Origin of the sequence: Gottfriedia solisilvae (assembly GCF_002128405.1) — a bacterium.
Taxonomy (GTDB): Bacteria; Bacillota; Bacilli; order Bacillales; family Bacillaceae_G; genus Gottfriedia; species Gottfriedia solisilvae.
In genome coordinates this window covers 874,658-889,901 of sequence record NZ_NETJ01000002.1, presented here as the reverse complement: position 1 = coordinate 889,901, position 15,244 = coordinate 874,658, and the positions used below count along the sequence as shown (strand labels likewise).

At 30.9% G+C, this 15,244-nt stretch carries 15 protein-coding genes and 1 riboswitch; of the genes, 4 read left to right on the top strand and 11 right to left on the bottom strand.

Annotation, left to right across the window (positions count from 1 at the left end; genetic code table 11):
* Positions 1–344 precede the first annotated feature (344 nt).
* The 5 genes from CAB05_RS09250 to ade all read right to left on the bottom strand — a co-directional run bounded on the left by CAB05_RS09250 (position 345) and on the right by ade (position 4,545).
* On the bottom strand, positions 345–566 hold the full coding sequence (locus CAB05_RS09250; protein ID WP_087999526.1) for a YozE family protein: 222 nt from the start codon (positions 564–566) through the stop codon (positions 345–347).
* Positions 567–609: 43 nt separating this feature from the next.
* Entirely contained in the window at positions 610–909 is a 300-nt protein-coding gene (locus CAB05_RS09245; RefSeq protein ID WP_087999580.1) for a YokU family protein, read from the bottom strand.
* Complete coding sequence (gene kamA, locus CAB05_RS09240; RefSeq protein WP_371870372.1) at positions 899–2,329, bottom strand: lysine 2,3-aminomutase; 1,431 nt, start codon at positions 2,327–2,329, stop codon at positions 899–901. The genes CAB05_RS09245 and kamA overlap by 11 nt, the downstream gene beginning before the upstream one ends.
* Positions 2,330–2,504: 175 nt before the next feature.
* The gene (locus CAB05_RS09235; protein ID WP_087999524.1) at positions 2,505–2,624 is read right to left on the bottom strand and encodes a YjcZ family sporulation protein; all 120 of its coding nucleotides are present in this window, start codon (positions 2,622–2,624) and stop codon (positions 2,505–2,507) included.
* A 193-nt stretch (positions 2,625–2,817) separates the two neighbouring features.
* Positions 2,818–4,545 (bottom strand): adenine deaminase, encoded by a 1,728-nt coding sequence (gene ade, locus CAB05_RS09230; RefSeq protein ID WP_087999523.1) that lies wholly within the window; start codon positions 4,543–4,545, stop codon positions 2,818–2,820.
* A 28-nt stretch (positions 4,546–4,573) separates the two neighbouring features.
* Positions 4,574–4,675, bottom strand: a riboswitch (purine riboswitch).
* A gap of 190 nt (positions 4,676–4,865) precedes the next feature.
* On the opposite strand from ade, the gene CAB05_RS09225 reads away from it, so the two are divergent.
* Positions 4,866–5,630: a DUF4397 domain-containing protein gene (locus CAB05_RS09225; RefSeq protein ID WP_087999522.1), complete on the top strand. Its 765-nt coding sequence runs from the start codon at positions 4,866–4,868 to the stop codon at positions 5,628–5,630.
* A 27-nt stretch (positions 5,631–5,657) separates the two neighbouring features.
* On the opposite strand, the gene CAB05_RS09220 is transcribed toward CAB05_RS09225, so the two are convergent.
* Positions 5,658–6,761 (bottom strand): histidine kinase N-terminal domain-containing protein, encoded by a 1,104-nt coding sequence (locus tag CAB05_RS09220; protein WP_087999521.1) that lies wholly within the window; start codon positions 6,759–6,761, stop codon positions 5,658–5,660.
* Between the two features lie 264 nt (positions 6,762–7,025).
* On the opposite strand from CAB05_RS09220, the gene CAB05_RS09215 reads away from it, so the two are divergent.
* Complete coding sequence (locus CAB05_RS09215; protein ID WP_087999520.1) at positions 7,026–7,415, top strand: YueI family protein; 390 nt, start codon at positions 7,026–7,028, stop codon at positions 7,413–7,415.
* 56 nt (positions 7,416–7,471) lie between these two features.
* On the opposite strand, the gene CAB05_RS09210 is transcribed toward CAB05_RS09215, so the two are convergent.
* Positions 7,472–8,815, bottom strand: a complete 1,344-nt coding sequence (locus CAB05_RS09210) for a hemolysin family protein (RefSeq protein WP_235821404.1) — start codon at positions 8,813–8,815, stop codon at positions 7,472–7,474.
* A 252-nt stretch (positions 8,816–9,067) separates the two neighbouring features.
* Between CAB05_RS09210 and CAB05_RS09205 the strand changes: the two genes are divergently transcribed.
* Entirely contained in the window at positions 9,068–9,535 is a 468-nt protein-coding gene (locus tag CAB05_RS09205; RefSeq protein WP_087999519.1) for a MerR family transcriptional regulator, read from the top strand.
* A gap of 135 nt (positions 9,536–9,670) precedes the next feature.
* Positions 9,671–9,862 carry a hypothetical protein gene (locus CAB05_RS09200; protein WP_087999518.1) on the top strand — a complete coding sequence of 64 codons (192 nt, stop codon included), beginning with the start codon at positions 9,671–9,673 and terminating at the stop codon, positions 9,860–9,862.
* Positions 9,863–9,906: 44 nt separating this feature from the next.
* Here the strand turns inward: CAB05_RS09200 and CAB05_RS09195 are convergent, their stop codons facing one another.
* The 4 genes from CAB05_RS09195 to CAB05_RS09180 form a co-directional block, all read right to left on the bottom strand.
* Positions 9,907–10,464 carry a hypothetical protein gene (locus CAB05_RS09195; RefSeq protein ID WP_087999517.1) on the bottom strand — a complete coding sequence of 186 codons (558 nt, stop codon included), beginning with the start codon at positions 10,462–10,464 and terminating at the stop codon, positions 9,907–9,909.
* Positions 10,465–10,585: 121 nt separating this feature from the next.
* A complete protein-coding gene (locus CAB05_RS09190; RefSeq protein WP_087999516.1) occupies positions 10,586–12,463 on the bottom strand; it encodes a hypothetical protein in 1,878 nt (625 codons plus the stop codon).
* On the bottom strand, positions 12,453–14,369 hold the full coding sequence (locus CAB05_RS09185; RefSeq protein WP_087999515.1) for a DUF8727 domain-containing protein: 1,917 nt from the start codon (positions 14,367–14,369) through the stop codon (positions 12,453–12,455). The genes CAB05_RS09190 and CAB05_RS09185 overlap by 11 nt, the downstream gene beginning before the upstream one ends.
* Before the next feature lie 242 nt (positions 14,370–14,611).
* The gene (locus tag CAB05_RS09180) at positions 14,612–15,103 is read right to left on the bottom strand and encodes a GNAT family N-acetyltransferase (protein ID WP_087999514.1); all 492 of its coding nucleotides are present in this window, start codon (positions 15,101–15,103) and stop codon (positions 14,612–14,614) included.
* Positions 15,104–15,244: the final 141 nt, after the last annotated feature.

Sequence of the window (15,244 nt, the reverse complement as noted above, 5' to 3'; positions counted from 1 at the left end):
TAGACATTTGAAAAGTGGAAGCGACTCGCTCTGCCCCGACAAGCATAAGACGAAGATCAGTGAAAGTTGCTTTTTAACTTTCATGAGATTTGACTTATGACTCGAGGGGCAAGTCGCTGGAACTAGACATTTGAAATGTGGAGGCGACTGGTCAGCTCCGACAAGCTTAAGACAAGGAGCAATAAAGGTGCTTTTTACCTTTAAAGGTCCTTGACTTATGACCTCGAGGAGTTAGGTGCCGGAAAAAGACATTTGAAAAGTGGAAGCGACTCGCTCTGCTCCGACAAGCATAAGGCGAGAGCGGAATTTGACTAAATAAAAAAAGATACAACTATTGTTGTATCTTAAGTTTCTTCATCCTCATATAAATTCCAAGCTTGATCAAAGACGCTCATTGGCATGTTAAAAGTGCCGTCTAATTCTAAATATGAGCTAATTTCATCATAGTCAAATGCTTGTTTTGGAAAGGAGTGATCATTAAAAAGATGATCTGCAAATAATCCAATATCTGTTGGCACTTTATAGTTTCTATGTTTCATCATGTAATGGTAAAATGACTTTTTCATGATTCTCCCTCAATCGTTTCTCAATATTTATAAATTAAAAATACTAGTTATATGACGAGAAGTCAAAATAATTTCTTTTTAATAATCTTGGTTGTTTCATTAATTCTTCAAATGAAACAGAAACTGGAAGTAACTCAGTAGAAATTAGTAATAATTGATCTTCTATTGTTTTTACTACATCTTCTTTTTGATAAGTAAATTTACATTTCTCACAATAAAATGACGGAACATTCGTTATTGTGATTGCGCGGGAGCCATCAGGTAACTCCCAATGAACAACAGCTTTCAATTCTTCTAAATTATCCTCCTGACACCAGTCACATTTTAACGAATTATTCGTCATTCTTTTCACTTCCATCCATTTTTTGAATTTGAGCTTTAAATTTTTTCTCCTTTAGTTCATCTCGTTTTTCTCGTTTATTTTTTAATGAACTATGAGTTGGATCTTCCTGATATTGCTCTCTTTTTTTCATTCGATCTAAATCTTTTGGAATGAGACTTTGCACTTGATCGGTCATAATACTCGCAATCCCTACTTTAGCTGCCTTTTGTAAATAATCAGGATACACAAGTGAGAAATAATCTTCAGCTGTATCTTCTGTATAATTTTCTGGTTCTGGATATGAGGTAATGACACCTTCAAAATTTCGTAAAACAGTTTTTTTACTACTTTGTGAAACAATATAATTTGGTTGAAGTGAAATTTTCCCACCTCCACCAGGTGCATCTACTACAAATGTAGGTACTGCATAACCTGACGTATGCCCCCTCAATCCTTCAATTATTTCTAATCCTTTCGCAACTGGTGCTCTAAAATGACCTATTCCTTCAGACAAATCACATTGATAAATATAATAAGGTCTCACACGAATTTTAACTAAATCGTGCATTAGTTTTTTCATGATCGGAACACTGTCATTAATTCCAGTAAGAATAACAGCTTGGTTTCCTACGGGAACACCTGCGTTCACTAACATTTCACATGCTTTTTTAGCTTCTTCTGTGATTTCTATGCTCGTATTAAAGTGCGTATTTAACCACACAGGATGATATTTTTTTAGAATTTCACACAAGTTTTCAGTAATACGTTGCGGGAACACTACTGGTGCTCTTGTTCCAATTCGAATAATTTCAACATGCTCGATTGCTCTTAAATTTTTTAATATATACTCTAAAATATTGTCATTTATTAATAATCCATCTCCACCTGAAATCAGAACATCTCTTATTTCTGAATTTTGACGTATATAAGATATTGCATCATCAAGTTGTTTTTTTGGTACACCCATTCCGATCTGACCCGAAAAACGTCTTCTTGTACAGTAACGACAATACATAGAACATTGATTTGTCACTAAAAATAGAACGCGATCTGGATAACGATGAGTTAAACCAGGCACTGGACTATCATCATCTTCTCCAAGTGGATCTTCTGCATCATATTTCGTTTTATTTAACTCTTTTCCAATCGGAACTGATTGCATACGAATTGGACATCTTGGATCTGTTGGATTCATCAAAGACGCATAATAAGGTGTAATGTTTAAAGGAATGGTTTTTGTTGAGATTCTAACTCCTTCTTCTTCGTCCTTTGTTAAATCAATAACTTGTTTTAAGTCATCTAAAGTCCGCACAGTATTCGTAAGCTGCCAAAGCCAATCATTCCATTGTTCATCTGTTACATCTTTCCATAAAGGTATGTCTTTCCAATGCCTTTGTGGTTTATAAAGTTGATTTTTCACATAAGGTCCTCCTTTAATCATTGTAGGACAGTCATTTAAAATTCAGTAGATTACTAGTTATATACCTACTTATTTATATGCATTTTATAAATAGAAGGTGAAAGGGCTCTACTAACTATAAGGGAATAGTAAAAGTAAAAAACGAAACCGACTAACGATTTGTTAGTCGGTTCCTGTGGCTGACGCTCAATGTTTTTTAGTATTTTACAAATGTTGCACCGATGATAATTAACAGAATAAATAAAACTACGATTAACGCGAATCCGCCGCCGCATCCACCGCAAGCGCCACCATAATATGGAGAATAACCTTTCATGAGTATTGCCTCCTTCACATAGGTAATGAGATATTACACTTATAACTTATGTAATTTCCCCAATTTTGTTCTAGACAGATGCCCAATTTAGATATGAGTCTAGTTTCAATGGTAAGTAATTTACATCATTTACAAATACAGACATTGGCTCTAAAACGAAAAAAAGACTCCATCTAGGAGTCTTTCATCTAATCTAATTATGAATAAATAAAGGGATAAATTGAAAAGTGTTTACATTAAATAAACCTTTAGTTGTAATTTTGATGCTTGGTATGACTGGTAAAGCAAGAAATGATAATGTTAAAAATGCATTGAAATTATTATTAGGACGAATCTTCAATAGGGCATTTTCAATTAAATTTAATCCATGTTCGACTTCTTCAGCTGAATTTAGACTAACCAAACCACCAATTGGTAGTGATAATTTAGCTAGTATTTGTCCGTTTGCAACAACTACTATTCCACCATTCATTTCCTTTACAGTTTTGACAGCCAAGTACATATCTTCATCGTTCATTCCAGCAACAATCAATTGATGTGAATCATGTGCGATCGTAGTTGCAATCGCACCTTCCTTTAAATTTAAACCTTTAACGATGCCTAATCCAATTTCTTTTTCAGAATGGTACCGGTCAATAACAGCGATTTTACATAAATTTTCTTTTACATTTGCAGTAAATTGTTGATCATCAGAGTTTGCTATTTTTTCCACTATGTGGCTAGTTACAATACTTTTTGGATTGATTTCAATGATGTTTGCGTAATTCATTCCATCACAACTAATCATAAAATCTTCTAGTCTAATATCACCTAAATTTATGAATGTAGAAATATGATTTTTAGATTCTTTTTGTACAGTTGACTCGATTAATTTCTGATTTGAAACGATAAATTGATCTTTGATCCACACATCAGTAATATCCACATTTTCTAAATCATTTATAAAAACAAAATTGGCTTCATAACCTGGTGCAATCGCACCTTTCTGTTTAAGGCCATAGCATTGAGCGGGATTAAAAGTTGCCATAGAATAAGCAGTAATAGGTGAAATTCCAAATGCGATTGCTGTACGAATACAAAAATCAATTGAACCTTCTTTATAAATATCATCTAAATGCTTATCATCTGTACAATACATAATCCGGTTTGCATTATTCTCATTGACTGCAGGTAGTAAATCAATTAAATTTCTGGCTGCAGAACCTTCTCTTAATGCAACGTACATCCCTGCACGAAGTCTATCTAATACTTCATTTACATTCGTGCATTCATGATCTGTTAGGATTCCGCTATAAGCATACGTATTGATTTCATTCTTACCGAGGCCAGCTAAATGACCATCAATCGGTTTTTGATATTTATGAGCTAATTGAATTTTATCCATCATTTGTTTTTCCATTGACATGACTGAAGGATAATCCATTACTTCGGCCAAACCAAGTACTCTCGGGTGCTCCATAAACGTCTCTAAATGTTCAGCATATAAAATTGCTCCACCACGTTCTAGTGATGTGGCAGGAACACACGAAGGTAACATGACTCTAACATCAAGTGGTAAATGTTCAGATTCATCTAGCATAAATTGAATCCCTTCAACACCAGATACGTTTGCTATTTCATGGGGATCAGTGATTACTGTTGTCACACCATGCGGCAATATTGTTCTAGCATATTCGCTAGGGGTAACCATTGAAGATTCTATATGAACATGTGAGTCGATGAAACCTGGAGAAATGTATTTCCCTTTTGCATCAATGACTATTTTTCCTTCATAATCACCAATACCCACAATGATCCCGTTTGTCACAGCAATAGATTCCTCAATAATTTCTTTTGTAAAAACATTCAGAATTTTACCGTTAATAATTAAAAAATCCGCTTTTTCAGCTTTTATAGAAGCTTTCATTTCATGTAAGTTCATTTTACTCCTCCTAAAATTAGGAGAGAATATGTTATGTCATATCTCTCGTAGTCAAACTATGCGGCAGTTTGGTAGAAACTCTTGGACCGTTTATTTCCAAAATTATACGAGCGCATTAAGAAACACCTAAAACAATCAGTGTAAGAACTTAATTAGCCAATATTTAGTTGTCTGTTAAAAACTATATTAAAAGTATTCTATTAAATTATGACTATAAAAATCAATGACTATTTTCATTTAAAAAAAATAAAAAATAATTCATAATTTTCTCGTTATTGAATACGTTTTTACATGCGAGGGCTATAAAGGGAGGTATCATTTTGAATGAAGGAAAAAAGAAAGAAAATGATTCACTGAATTCATTAAAAAATGTGCAATCATCTGAATTTCATCATCTTCTAACTAACTTTTTACATCAATATTATGAAAAACAAAGCAATTTTGTTCAAAAAATTAACGCTATAACGCTTCAGAGAATTGACGATATTAATATGGAGAAAATGAAACAAAAATCGTTTGCTAGATTTTTGAATGTCGTTCCAACTATGTCTACGTTTCATATCTTTCTTAATGGATTTCAACTTACAGATTTATCTTATAAAAACACTTCTAATTATCTTGAACTTTCTCCAGGGAACCATCAAATTGACATATATGATTCAAATAATTTATCTCAACCTTTACAAACTGAATCACTTCTTCTTGAAAAAAATCGTTATTACACTATTGCACTGACATTTCAATTAAACCAGTTAAGCATTTTACAAATAGTTGATGACCCATATTTACCAATGAATGAAACAAAAATCCGTTTTATTCACCTTGCTAACACAGCGCCACAACTTGATTTAGCAGTTAAACAAGGTGAAGGTGATGTTGTCTTTTCAAATGTTTCCTACAAAGAAACATCAGACTATCTTTCATTAACACCTATGTCAGTCAATTTGGAACTTCGGTTATCGGGAACAAAGTCAATCCTCTATCCTTTATATAAATCAACATTTCAAAAAAATAAGATTTATGATATTATCTCAATCGGATTGATGAATGAGGATACAGCATTTGAGGTATTGATGTTAAAATAAAAAACTCGGTTATATAACCGAGTTTTTTTATGGTCTCTTTGGTAATGTTATGTAAAATGTGGTCCATTGATCATCTGATAAACATTTTATTTCGCCTTCATGTTTTTCGATTATTTGCTTGCATACAAATAATCCAATACCTGTACCATGATTTTTTGTGGTTACAAATGGTTCAAATATCGTTAATATATTTTCCTCATTAATTTTAGGACCATTGTTACGAATTTGAATGACAACTTTATCTCCAATGTCTGCTACTTGATATTGGATAATTTTTTGACCTTTATTTTCGGACAACGCATCAATTGAATTCATAAAAATGTTTAATAATACTTGACGCAATTCATTTCTAAAGCCTGGTATATAAATAGTTTGTGTTAAACCTTCTTGTAAGACAACATTTGAATTCACAATACTTGGATATAGAAATTCTGTGATATCTTTGAAAAGATCGTTAATCAAGAAGTATTCTACAACCTGATCATGTTCTTTTTTTGAAACATGTAGAAACTGATCAATTCTAAAGTTCAATTGATGTAATTCATGGTCTATAATATCTAAATATTTTAATTGTGGATGATCTACTCGTAAGAGCTTCACAAAGCCAATGATTGATGTGAGCGGATTCCTAAACTCATGTACAAAACTAGCTGACATTTGCCCTAGAATTGTGAGTCTTTCCTTATGTGTCTCATCAATAAATTGTTTTTTTTCTTCAATGTCCTGTGTTATTATGTATGAATATCTTTTGACAGTATAATAAATAAATTGATCAAATACATAATTGATTTTATCAATTAAAGGTTGTACATCTCCAATATTCTCACCAAAGGCGGATAAATGTTTGAATAATTCACTTCTACCTAAATTCGAATTATATACAAATTCTCCTATGTTCGCGATTGCTTGCGCTCGTTCTTCAGCAATTTTAAAAGCCAAATCTTGAATTTGCGCTTCATCGATCTTTTCTTCTAAATATAATAAAGTGAAATCAATCAATTTTGTTCCATTAATGATAATTTCAGATTTAAAAGGATCATGATCGCTAATCAACGCTTCTGAGACCCAATTTTTAACTAGCGTAGGCATATTGTCTTTAATAAATGAACTATACCTACTTTCAATTGTCATATCAATAAGGAACACCTCCAAGTAAATACATTATTAATTAAATAGTAACAAATTTTTAAAAATTCGTTAAGTAAAAATTACAAAAAATGTCGAATTAGTAATATGGTTGTATTCTTATGCGACAATATTACATTTTTTTACGTATATCACTGATTTTATCATACTTTATATCCATTAAATATATACAAAATTGTCAATAATGAGCAAGGAAGAATACGATACAATTAGTTACAATAAAGAAAAGAAAGAAGGAAGGTATAAAAAATGGCTGGAAATAACGTTGAAGATTATTTGATAAAAGGAATTTATGGTGAAAAGCAAATAAAAATTGAAGAGCGAAATGTTTTTTTAGGTACAATTCGAGAAAGAGTTGAGATCGCACTTACAACAAGCCAAGTAATGGCAAATTCAATCTATTCTCAAATTGAGGCTAATTTCTCAAATAAAAGTCTAACTTTATTATTGAATGGCACTCTTCCATACACAGCTATTTCAAAATATATTAAATTAGCTAAAAAAGCGAACCTTCCCTTCTCTCTCGTTAATAATTTGCCAACTCCAACTCCGATCGGCTTAGTTCTTGCACATAAAAATGCGGTTGATAAAAATGAAATTTTCATTAAAGACGTGTTGTATCATTCTACGCAGTTTTAATATTACGGTACGTGAAATTTATTATCAAAATAAACAAAAAGCGCAATAGATTTACATTAATCATTTGCGCTTTCTTCATTTGTTTGTTGATTTTTAATATGATCTTTCGTTATTTCTATTGATTTAATATAATGACCGTCTATTTTAAGAATTTTAAATGTATATGGATGAACTTTGATTGTATCCCCTTCTTGAACTTCGAAATTCTCAGTTAAGATCCAGCCACCAATTGTATCAACATCTGTATCATCAATATCTAAATTAAATACATCGTTTACTTCACTGATTAGAACTTTACCTGCTATTGTATATTTATTTTCATTAACTTTAAAAATCTCTTCTTTTTCATCTACATCAAATTCATCTCGAATTTCACCGACAATTTCTTCTAGTATGTCTTCTACCGTTACTAAACCAGAAGTTCCACCATATTCATCAACGAGAATTGACATATGAATGTGCTCTCTTTGCATTTTAACAAGTAAATCATGCACTGAAATTGACTCAATCACTTGAATTATGGGTCTAATATACTGTTCGAGCGTTTTTACTTCAGGTTCACCTTTATGTAATACGAAATCAGTAAAAACGTCTTTAAAATTAATAAGTCCAATAACATGATCTTTATCGCCATCTACAACTGGAAATCGAGTGTACTTTTCTAAACTCATAAATTGAATATTTTCATGAAAAGGTACTTTCATATCAATTGCAACCATCTCTGTTCTTGGAACCATTATCTCTTTGGCAACACGCATATTAAAATCGAAAATATTATTTACATATTTATATTCGGATGAATTAATTTCACCGCTCTCATAGCTTTCAGAGAGTAAAATTCTTAATTCTTCCTCTGAATGAGCTACTTCATGCTCACTTGCAGGCGGAATTCCGAATAATTTCAAGACAAGTCTTGCTGAATTATTGAATAGCCAAATGAATGGATACGTAATTTTATAAAATAAAATCAATGGTGGTGCAAATAGTAAAATTACTGCCTCTGCTTTTTGGATCGCGACAGTTTTTGGTGCCAACTCTCCTACTACAACATGAATAAAAGTAATGAATCCAAACGCAATTAAAAAAGTAATTGTTTCACTTACAGTTGCAGGAAGATTTAATTGATCAATCACTGGATGTAATAATTTATCAATCGTTGGTTCACCTAACCACCCTAAACCTAAACTAGTAACTGTAATGCCTAATTGACATGCAGATAAATATTCGTCAAGATGAGAAATCACTCTTTTAACTGCTTGCGCTTTTTTATTTCCTTCACCTATTAATTGATCAATTCGTGAACTGCGAATTCTAACAATCGCAAATTCAGATGCCACAAAAAAAGCAGTAAAGGCAATTAATAGAACAACTAATAATAATTTAGTACCTATATCCGACAACTATTTCATCCCTCCAATTGGAAGTAGAAAACACTCTTCTTATAACTTATTTTATTACAGGTTTAACTTAGTATATTCAGATATCGGACTTGTTATCAAAAATATTTCTGGCTTCAAATTTCGACCATTCATTTCATAATGTACGCATTATAAGAACTTTTGACGAGCGGGCACTAGTTTTGTCATTCGTGAAGGACATTTTAAGCACAAAAAGAATGTTAATTATATAAACCATTTAGAGGAGGAACGAAAATGTATACAACTTCTCAAGTAGCTGAGCAGCTTCAATTAACTAATAAAAAAGTTTTATTATTTTCAAAAAAAGGGAAGCTTAATGTAGAGAAATCGTCTAATGGTACGTATTTATTCACAGAAGATCAAATGATGCAAATAAAAGAAATTTACGAAGCTTCTATCCAGACTGTGGAAACAAAACAAAATGACCAAGCTAACTCATCACACATCATTGAATTAGGTCAAAAATTAGAAAAAATCGAAGAAAAACTTGAAACTAAAGCAAATGAAGTCGTGTCTGTTCAAATTTTAGAACACCGTAGAGAAATTGAAGATTTAAAAAAATTAGTAAGTAAGCTTGGAGACGAAGTACTTCAATTAAATGAAAACATTACTACATTAAAAACGGAATTAGAAGATCAAAAGAAGATTGTTGCATTTAAGCCGAAGAAAAGATTTGCAATTTTATCAATCTTTGGTGTGTAAGAATTGAATTTGGAACAAATCTTTACTTGTATAGTCTCTAATAGTTAAAACGTAGAAGAACGTCTTCTACGTTTTTTTACATACTTCTGGATTCAGTTGGTGAAAATAATTTTTAGGATGAAAGGAGGAATAAAAATGAACAAAAATGCTCGTCAATACACAGAGGACGCAACTTCAGCTTTAAAGCATGCGGTAGAAAATCTACAGTCAGCACTTGAAACAGTTGAAAAACCACAAAACCATGAATTAATTGAACAGGCACTTCAAGCATGTCAGAATGCCTACAATCATACAAACAGTACTGCATCAGTGCTTGCACAAGAATAAGGTAAAGCAAAAAAACTCAGGTCCATAAACCTGAGTTCTTTTGTTTACTTATCATAATACATTAATATTTCTTTAAACTCATTTGAGTATTTTAATAATTTAATTGCATGTTTGATATCCAGTAAAAAAGGTACGGCAATAATATTTTCGTTAATATCAAAGTATTCATCAATCGGCAATATTTTAAATCCGACACTCCTTGCAAACATGTATAATCTTTTGTTGATCGTACCTATATACCAATCAGCATTCGTTTGGTTTGCATGGTCATAACAAGCTAATAAGATTTGTTTAAAAAACCCTTTACCCCTATTTTCACGATTGATTAATAATTTACTAATTTCATAGATTTCTTCGTTTTGAATATATTTAATATACTTATTATCTGTAAAATTATAATAATACTCGTTATTATTTTTATTATTTACATCATATTTATCAAATTCGATTGTCCCAATTAGTTTCTTCTCTGTATCACAGATTCCATATCGCATTACATCATTCGTTCTTTTTAAGAAAGGTATTTCGTTTTCTTCACAAAAATCTCCCCAAAGCTCATCAAATAATAAGTTCTCTTCTTTTGTATGAATAATACGAAACACAATAACCCCATCCTTGTATATAATTGTTAGATTAACAATTTATTAAAAAATCCCATTTTTAATATCTTAACAAAATATTCTAATATTTGTAAACGCATACATTTATATTTTTGTATAAATTTCACAATAAATTTACGATTGTCCGATTAATGATCTCTAGTAATTCTTTTTCACCGATTAGCTCATAATGATCCTCACCTTTTTTCTTAGGATAAAACTGAATATATGTTCCACATCCAGCTTCTAGAACCTTTCGGTGAACATTACTGCCAGGATATAAACAAATTACTTCTTGAATCGGTTTTCTGACATATGAAAGCTTGCCATTTACACGTTCTACATATTTTAAACCCCAATATTTATACATCTGTTCCATCGCTTTTGTATTTCCAACCGGTTGAAAAATATTAAACATAGGACTATATTTAATCTCAAAAATAATTGAACCTGCAAATTCACCAGTCTTCTTTTTATAAAAATCTAGTCGGATATCTGGTTTTTTTGACTCTTCTCCGCTAAAAAAATTAGTTCCTTTTAATAATGAGACTTGTGGACTACCTTCAATGATCTCATTGTATACCAAATCTATAACCCATTCTTTATTCTCAAGTTTTACATTCGCTCCATCCATTAATTCATCATCTTTAATATGCATTAATATTTGTTCATCTAATGGGTCATTTGGATTATTAAATCCCATTTTTAAAAAGATAGAACATATCGAGAAATAAACAAAATATTCATATAATAAAAAAGTTGGTTTATAAACTGGCAATAACATTTGTTTTTTGCCATATTCTTTCACTTTTTTATCAAATAAGCTTAATGAATGGATAAAATTTAAAAATACTTTAGAAGGACTCGTCGGATATTTCGAAGTGTGCGTATCTGATGTAATTCGAAAAATACCAAGCGTATACTCTCTAAAATATACTTCATATAAACTTTCAAGTGATGTTGTAATTCTATTTTTTTCCGTGACACTTATTTTTAATTTATCTAATTCCATTTCTTTTAATAATTTTGATTGACGATATTTTGCTTTTTCTCTTTCAGTAATTGATCCATTTCCTACTACATTTTGCATCATTTTTTCGATATCTTGAACTTGAAAATCAATTTGTTCCATTTTCTTTGTATCTTTAACCAGCTCATATTTTACAAATGCTAATAATGTTTCAATCGTTAAAATAAATTTCCTTACTTTATTTTTTGCATATTTAATTTCATCTATATAGTTTTCTTCTAATAAAACCGGCTGCATTGTTAAATTAGTAGCATTCGATATTGCGGGATGCATTAAATTCCATCTTAAAGTTGTAAAATCGAGCTTTTTCACTTTTCTTTGTAATTCATATTCTTTTTTCTGTTTCCGCTTCAACTTGCTTTTAAACTGCTGTATTGCTACTAATAATCTTTCTTCATTTGCTTCAATAAACCGAATGATTGGCCAAAAATACATCGTACCATTTTGAGTTAAAGTTGCTGATGACTTTTTAAAATACTGTGAATCATTCATGATTCCGTTTATTTGTTGATTCAAATTTTCATGCATCCACTCTAGCTGGTCATATTCTAGATTCTTTGGGATGATTTTGACCATTCCAAAGTAACGTTGTTCTTGATAATTAATACAAAACTCATAGTAACCACATCTCCATGGATAAGCATTTTCCGTCTTCCCATGTTCGTAAATTAAAATTTTTCTATTTTCATTTGTAAATATATATTGCTGATCATCTAAATTTTCCTGTTGAAAATGATATAAATTATTCCAAATAAATGTTACTTTTCCGTCAAAGTCTCCTTCTATTTGGAAAAAAAATCGTTTTAATTCTTGGATCTCATACGTAAATAAATAGGCATCCTTAGATTTCGATGTTAATGTATTTAATTGTATTTTATCCTCTTTTCCTCTAGTTCCTATTCGAATTGACAATAAAAATGGTAAGTGGATTGCTTCATTACTAATTTCTGTAACCGCAATATTAGTTGACATATCCATCAATCTCCAATTGCTTTCTCTTCTTTTTCAGTTCATGAATGGAATGTTCAAAATCTGAAACTTTTCGCCCAAGGTTTGATTGCATTAATGAAATTAAAATTCCTTCTTGTTCATTATTTTCACCTGTTCCAATTAATTCTTCTAAGTTTGCTAGAAGGCCACGGACCTTCGTTAACACCCGCTGTTTGACAAATAGATCTATTGCTTCTTTTCTTTCAAATTGATTATGTGAAGGAAGATTTGGGATGTTGACTAAATAATTGGATAAATCTTTAATCATACGAGGTGAAATAATTCTTTCGCTTAGTGACTGTTCAATTACATTATTAAACTCATCAAAAAAACTAAGTTCATCTTTTGTTAGCTCCAGAGAACTAGATGTATAATTTGTCCAGTCATTATACAATTCTGCGTTTATATAAACCTGTGGTACAGACTCATATATATTTTCTTGATTCATTCTTTCGTAATAATTCACAAATGAGGTTGATCGGAGTGAAATAATATTAACTCGGTCTAGTAATCTTAATGAAAATTCACTCGAAGTTTCATCAAAATTTACTGTTCCAACAAATATAATATTGTTTCCTATTTTTACTTTTGGCTTATAGAATTGATTAATAACAACATTGTGATCATGAAATAAAGTAATGACTCGTTTTTCTAGTGGCATTTCAAGAATCGAAAGAAATTTGCTAAACCAATGCTCAATTTGAGATAAATTCATCTCATCAAATATGACCATATACATACGATGTGGGAATTGTTCGGCTTCTATTAATAATTTTGTTAATCCAGTCTCAGAATCTATATATATTCCAGTTGATGGATTCAAATAGCCTAGTAGATCATAATGTTCCCTGTAAGAAGGTGTGATTGGCACAAAAAGTAATTCTTTACTAAATTCTAGACCAAGTGTTTCACCATAAATTCTTGCTAATTGTGACTTACCAGTTCCACTTACGCCACCTAAAATGGTTAATGCTTGGAACTTACAGCAAATATGAAAATTAATGATATCTTTCTTTTCATATAATAATCCTTGTTGTAAACAATTTTGATAAAATCGCTCAATAAATGCATTTTCGCTTTGATCAATTGTCCATTCAATAGGAAATGTCTGCTTTTCTTGATAATCTTGTGTATAAATTAATTCTTTACATTCTTTTTTATAATTCTTTTTCAATTCTTCCCAATGTTTTTCCGGGATAAAATAGATTAAATGATTTGAATGGATAAACGAATTATTTAGTTCTTCTACCTCATATTCTTGGTAAGTAACTTGATTTTGTTTTTCTAAATAACTTATATCGTTCATCATAGACTTTAAAAATAGATTTCCATATAGTCTGTTGTCATAGTATACAAATTCTGGTTGATCGAAATCATTATAATACTTAGGTAAATGAATCGGTAAAGAGCCTTTAATCAGGCGATTTTCTACTTCTTCACGTTTTCCTTCACCTCGTAATTCAATAACTGGTAATAATGAATACGTTGTGTCTCTCTTTCCATCATAAAAGTCCACAATATCAACCGTAATGACTTCATTTGCGTATTCAAGGCGAAACATAACTAGTTTTGTGTCAAAAATCTTCTTTAACCCTGCTATAATTTCATCTTTTTTCTTATTTTTAATGAGAGGCTTTATTTTACTTTCATTATTTTTATTTGCTGTTGTTCCTACAAAGAGTACCTCTTGTGTTGAAAAACTTACTTTTAATTTTTGTGGTATTGGTGATAAACATTCAACATAAAATCGGATATAATCCTCGTCTTCATAGTACAATAAAGTTTGCTTCTCATTATCTACTATTCTTTCAGTAACGATTTTTCCCAAAAATAAAAAGTTATGCATTTTTTTAGCTAATTTCTGGGTCAATGCGCGTTTTAATTTCAAGGTCATTTCCCCCACTTTCCGACATTCCTCATTCATTTTACGTTGCTTTCTCGTAATTTATGAATATTCGCTTATTTTTCTATATTGATTGGCTTGTACAATAACTGATCATAAAATTTTATTAAAAAGGCAAATAATATTGCACCGGACCTTTTCTACTACATTATGTTAAGCTGCATTATCAAAGAAAAACTGCCCCCCAATATTTCCGGTTGGGGGGCAGTTCAATGATCGAATATGCATTATATCATTTTTTGGTAATAAACAATGTCTAACCACTCATTAAATTTCTGACCAGCTTTTTTGATATGTCCTACTTTTTGAAAATCTAATTTTTCATGTAATTTTTCGCTTACTTCATTTCCACTCGTAATACATGAGATGATTGTATGATGACCTAAAACTTTAGCAATTTTTATGATTTCTTCCATTAATTTTTTTGCAAGACCTTTACGTCTGTGCTCTGGGTGTATATAAACAGATAATTCAACTGTATGTTTATAAGCATCCTTTTCTTTAAATTGAGTAAGTGAACAATAGCCAGTAACAATGTCATTCTCTTTTGAAACAATGACAGGGTATAGCTCTGAATGATGACGAAACCATCCTAACATCTCATCAACGGTCTTTACTTTTTTATCAAAAGTTGCAGTTGTATGGAGTATTGCATCATTATAAATTGTTAGAATTTCTTTAACATCCTCTGCAGTAGCGAATTCAATTATCGTACTCATTTATTAACCTCATTTCAATTAGATCGTTTAACACTATTTTACCTTGAAACAAAAATAAAATCAGTTATTATATGTTTCATTTCCATATACATGCACAGGGTTTGAGTAAATTTCATATACTGCGATAGTCAAACCGTAAGG

What these genes read in the sequence shown, in the direction of transcription:
- CAB05_RS09200 (WP_087999518.1), top strand. Translation starts at nt 9,671, where the DNA reads ATGAACAAAAATGCTCGTCAATACACAGAGGACGCAACTTCAGCTTTA.
- CAB05_RS09235 (WP_087999524.1), bottom strand. Translation starts at nt 2,624, where the DNA reads ATGAAAGGTTATTCTCCATATTATGGTGGCGCTTGCGGTGGATGCGGC.
- CAB05_RS09220 (WP_087999521.1), bottom strand. Translation starts at nt 6,761, where the DNA reads ATGACAATTGAAAGTAGGTATAGTTCATTTATTAAAGACAATATGCCT.
- CAB05_RS09180 (WP_087999514.1), bottom strand. Translation starts at nt 15,103, where the DNA reads ATGAGTACGATAATTGAATTCGCTACTGCAGAGGATGTTAAAGAAATT.
- CAB05_RS09215 (WP_087999520.1), top strand. Translation starts at nt 7,026, where the DNA reads ATGGCTGGAAATAACGTTGAAGATTATTTGATAAAAGGAATTTATGGT.
- CAB05_RS09245 (WP_087999580.1), bottom strand. Translation starts at nt 909, where the DNA reads ATGACGAATAATTCGTTAAAATGTGACTGGTGTCAGGAGGATAATTTA.
- kamA (WP_371870372.1), bottom strand. Translation starts at nt 2,329, where the DNA reads ATGATTAAAGGAGGACCTTATGTGAAAAATCAACTTTATAAACCACAA.
- ade (WP_087999523.1), bottom strand. Translation starts at nt 4,545, where the DNA reads ATGAACTTACATGAAATGAAAGCTTCTATAAAAGCTGAAAAAGCGGAT.
- CAB05_RS09205 (WP_087999519.1), top strand. Translation starts at nt 9,068, where the DNA reads ATGTATACAACTTCTCAAGTAGCTGAGCAGCTTCAATTAACTAATAAA.
- CAB05_RS09250 (WP_087999526.1), bottom strand. Translation starts at nt 566, where the DNA reads ATGAAAAAGTCATTTTACCATTACATGATGAAACATAGAAACTATAAA.
- CAB05_RS09190 (WP_087999516.1), bottom strand. Translation starts at nt 12,463, where the DNA reads ATGTCAACTAATATTGCGGTTACAGAAATTAGTAATGAAGCAATCCAC.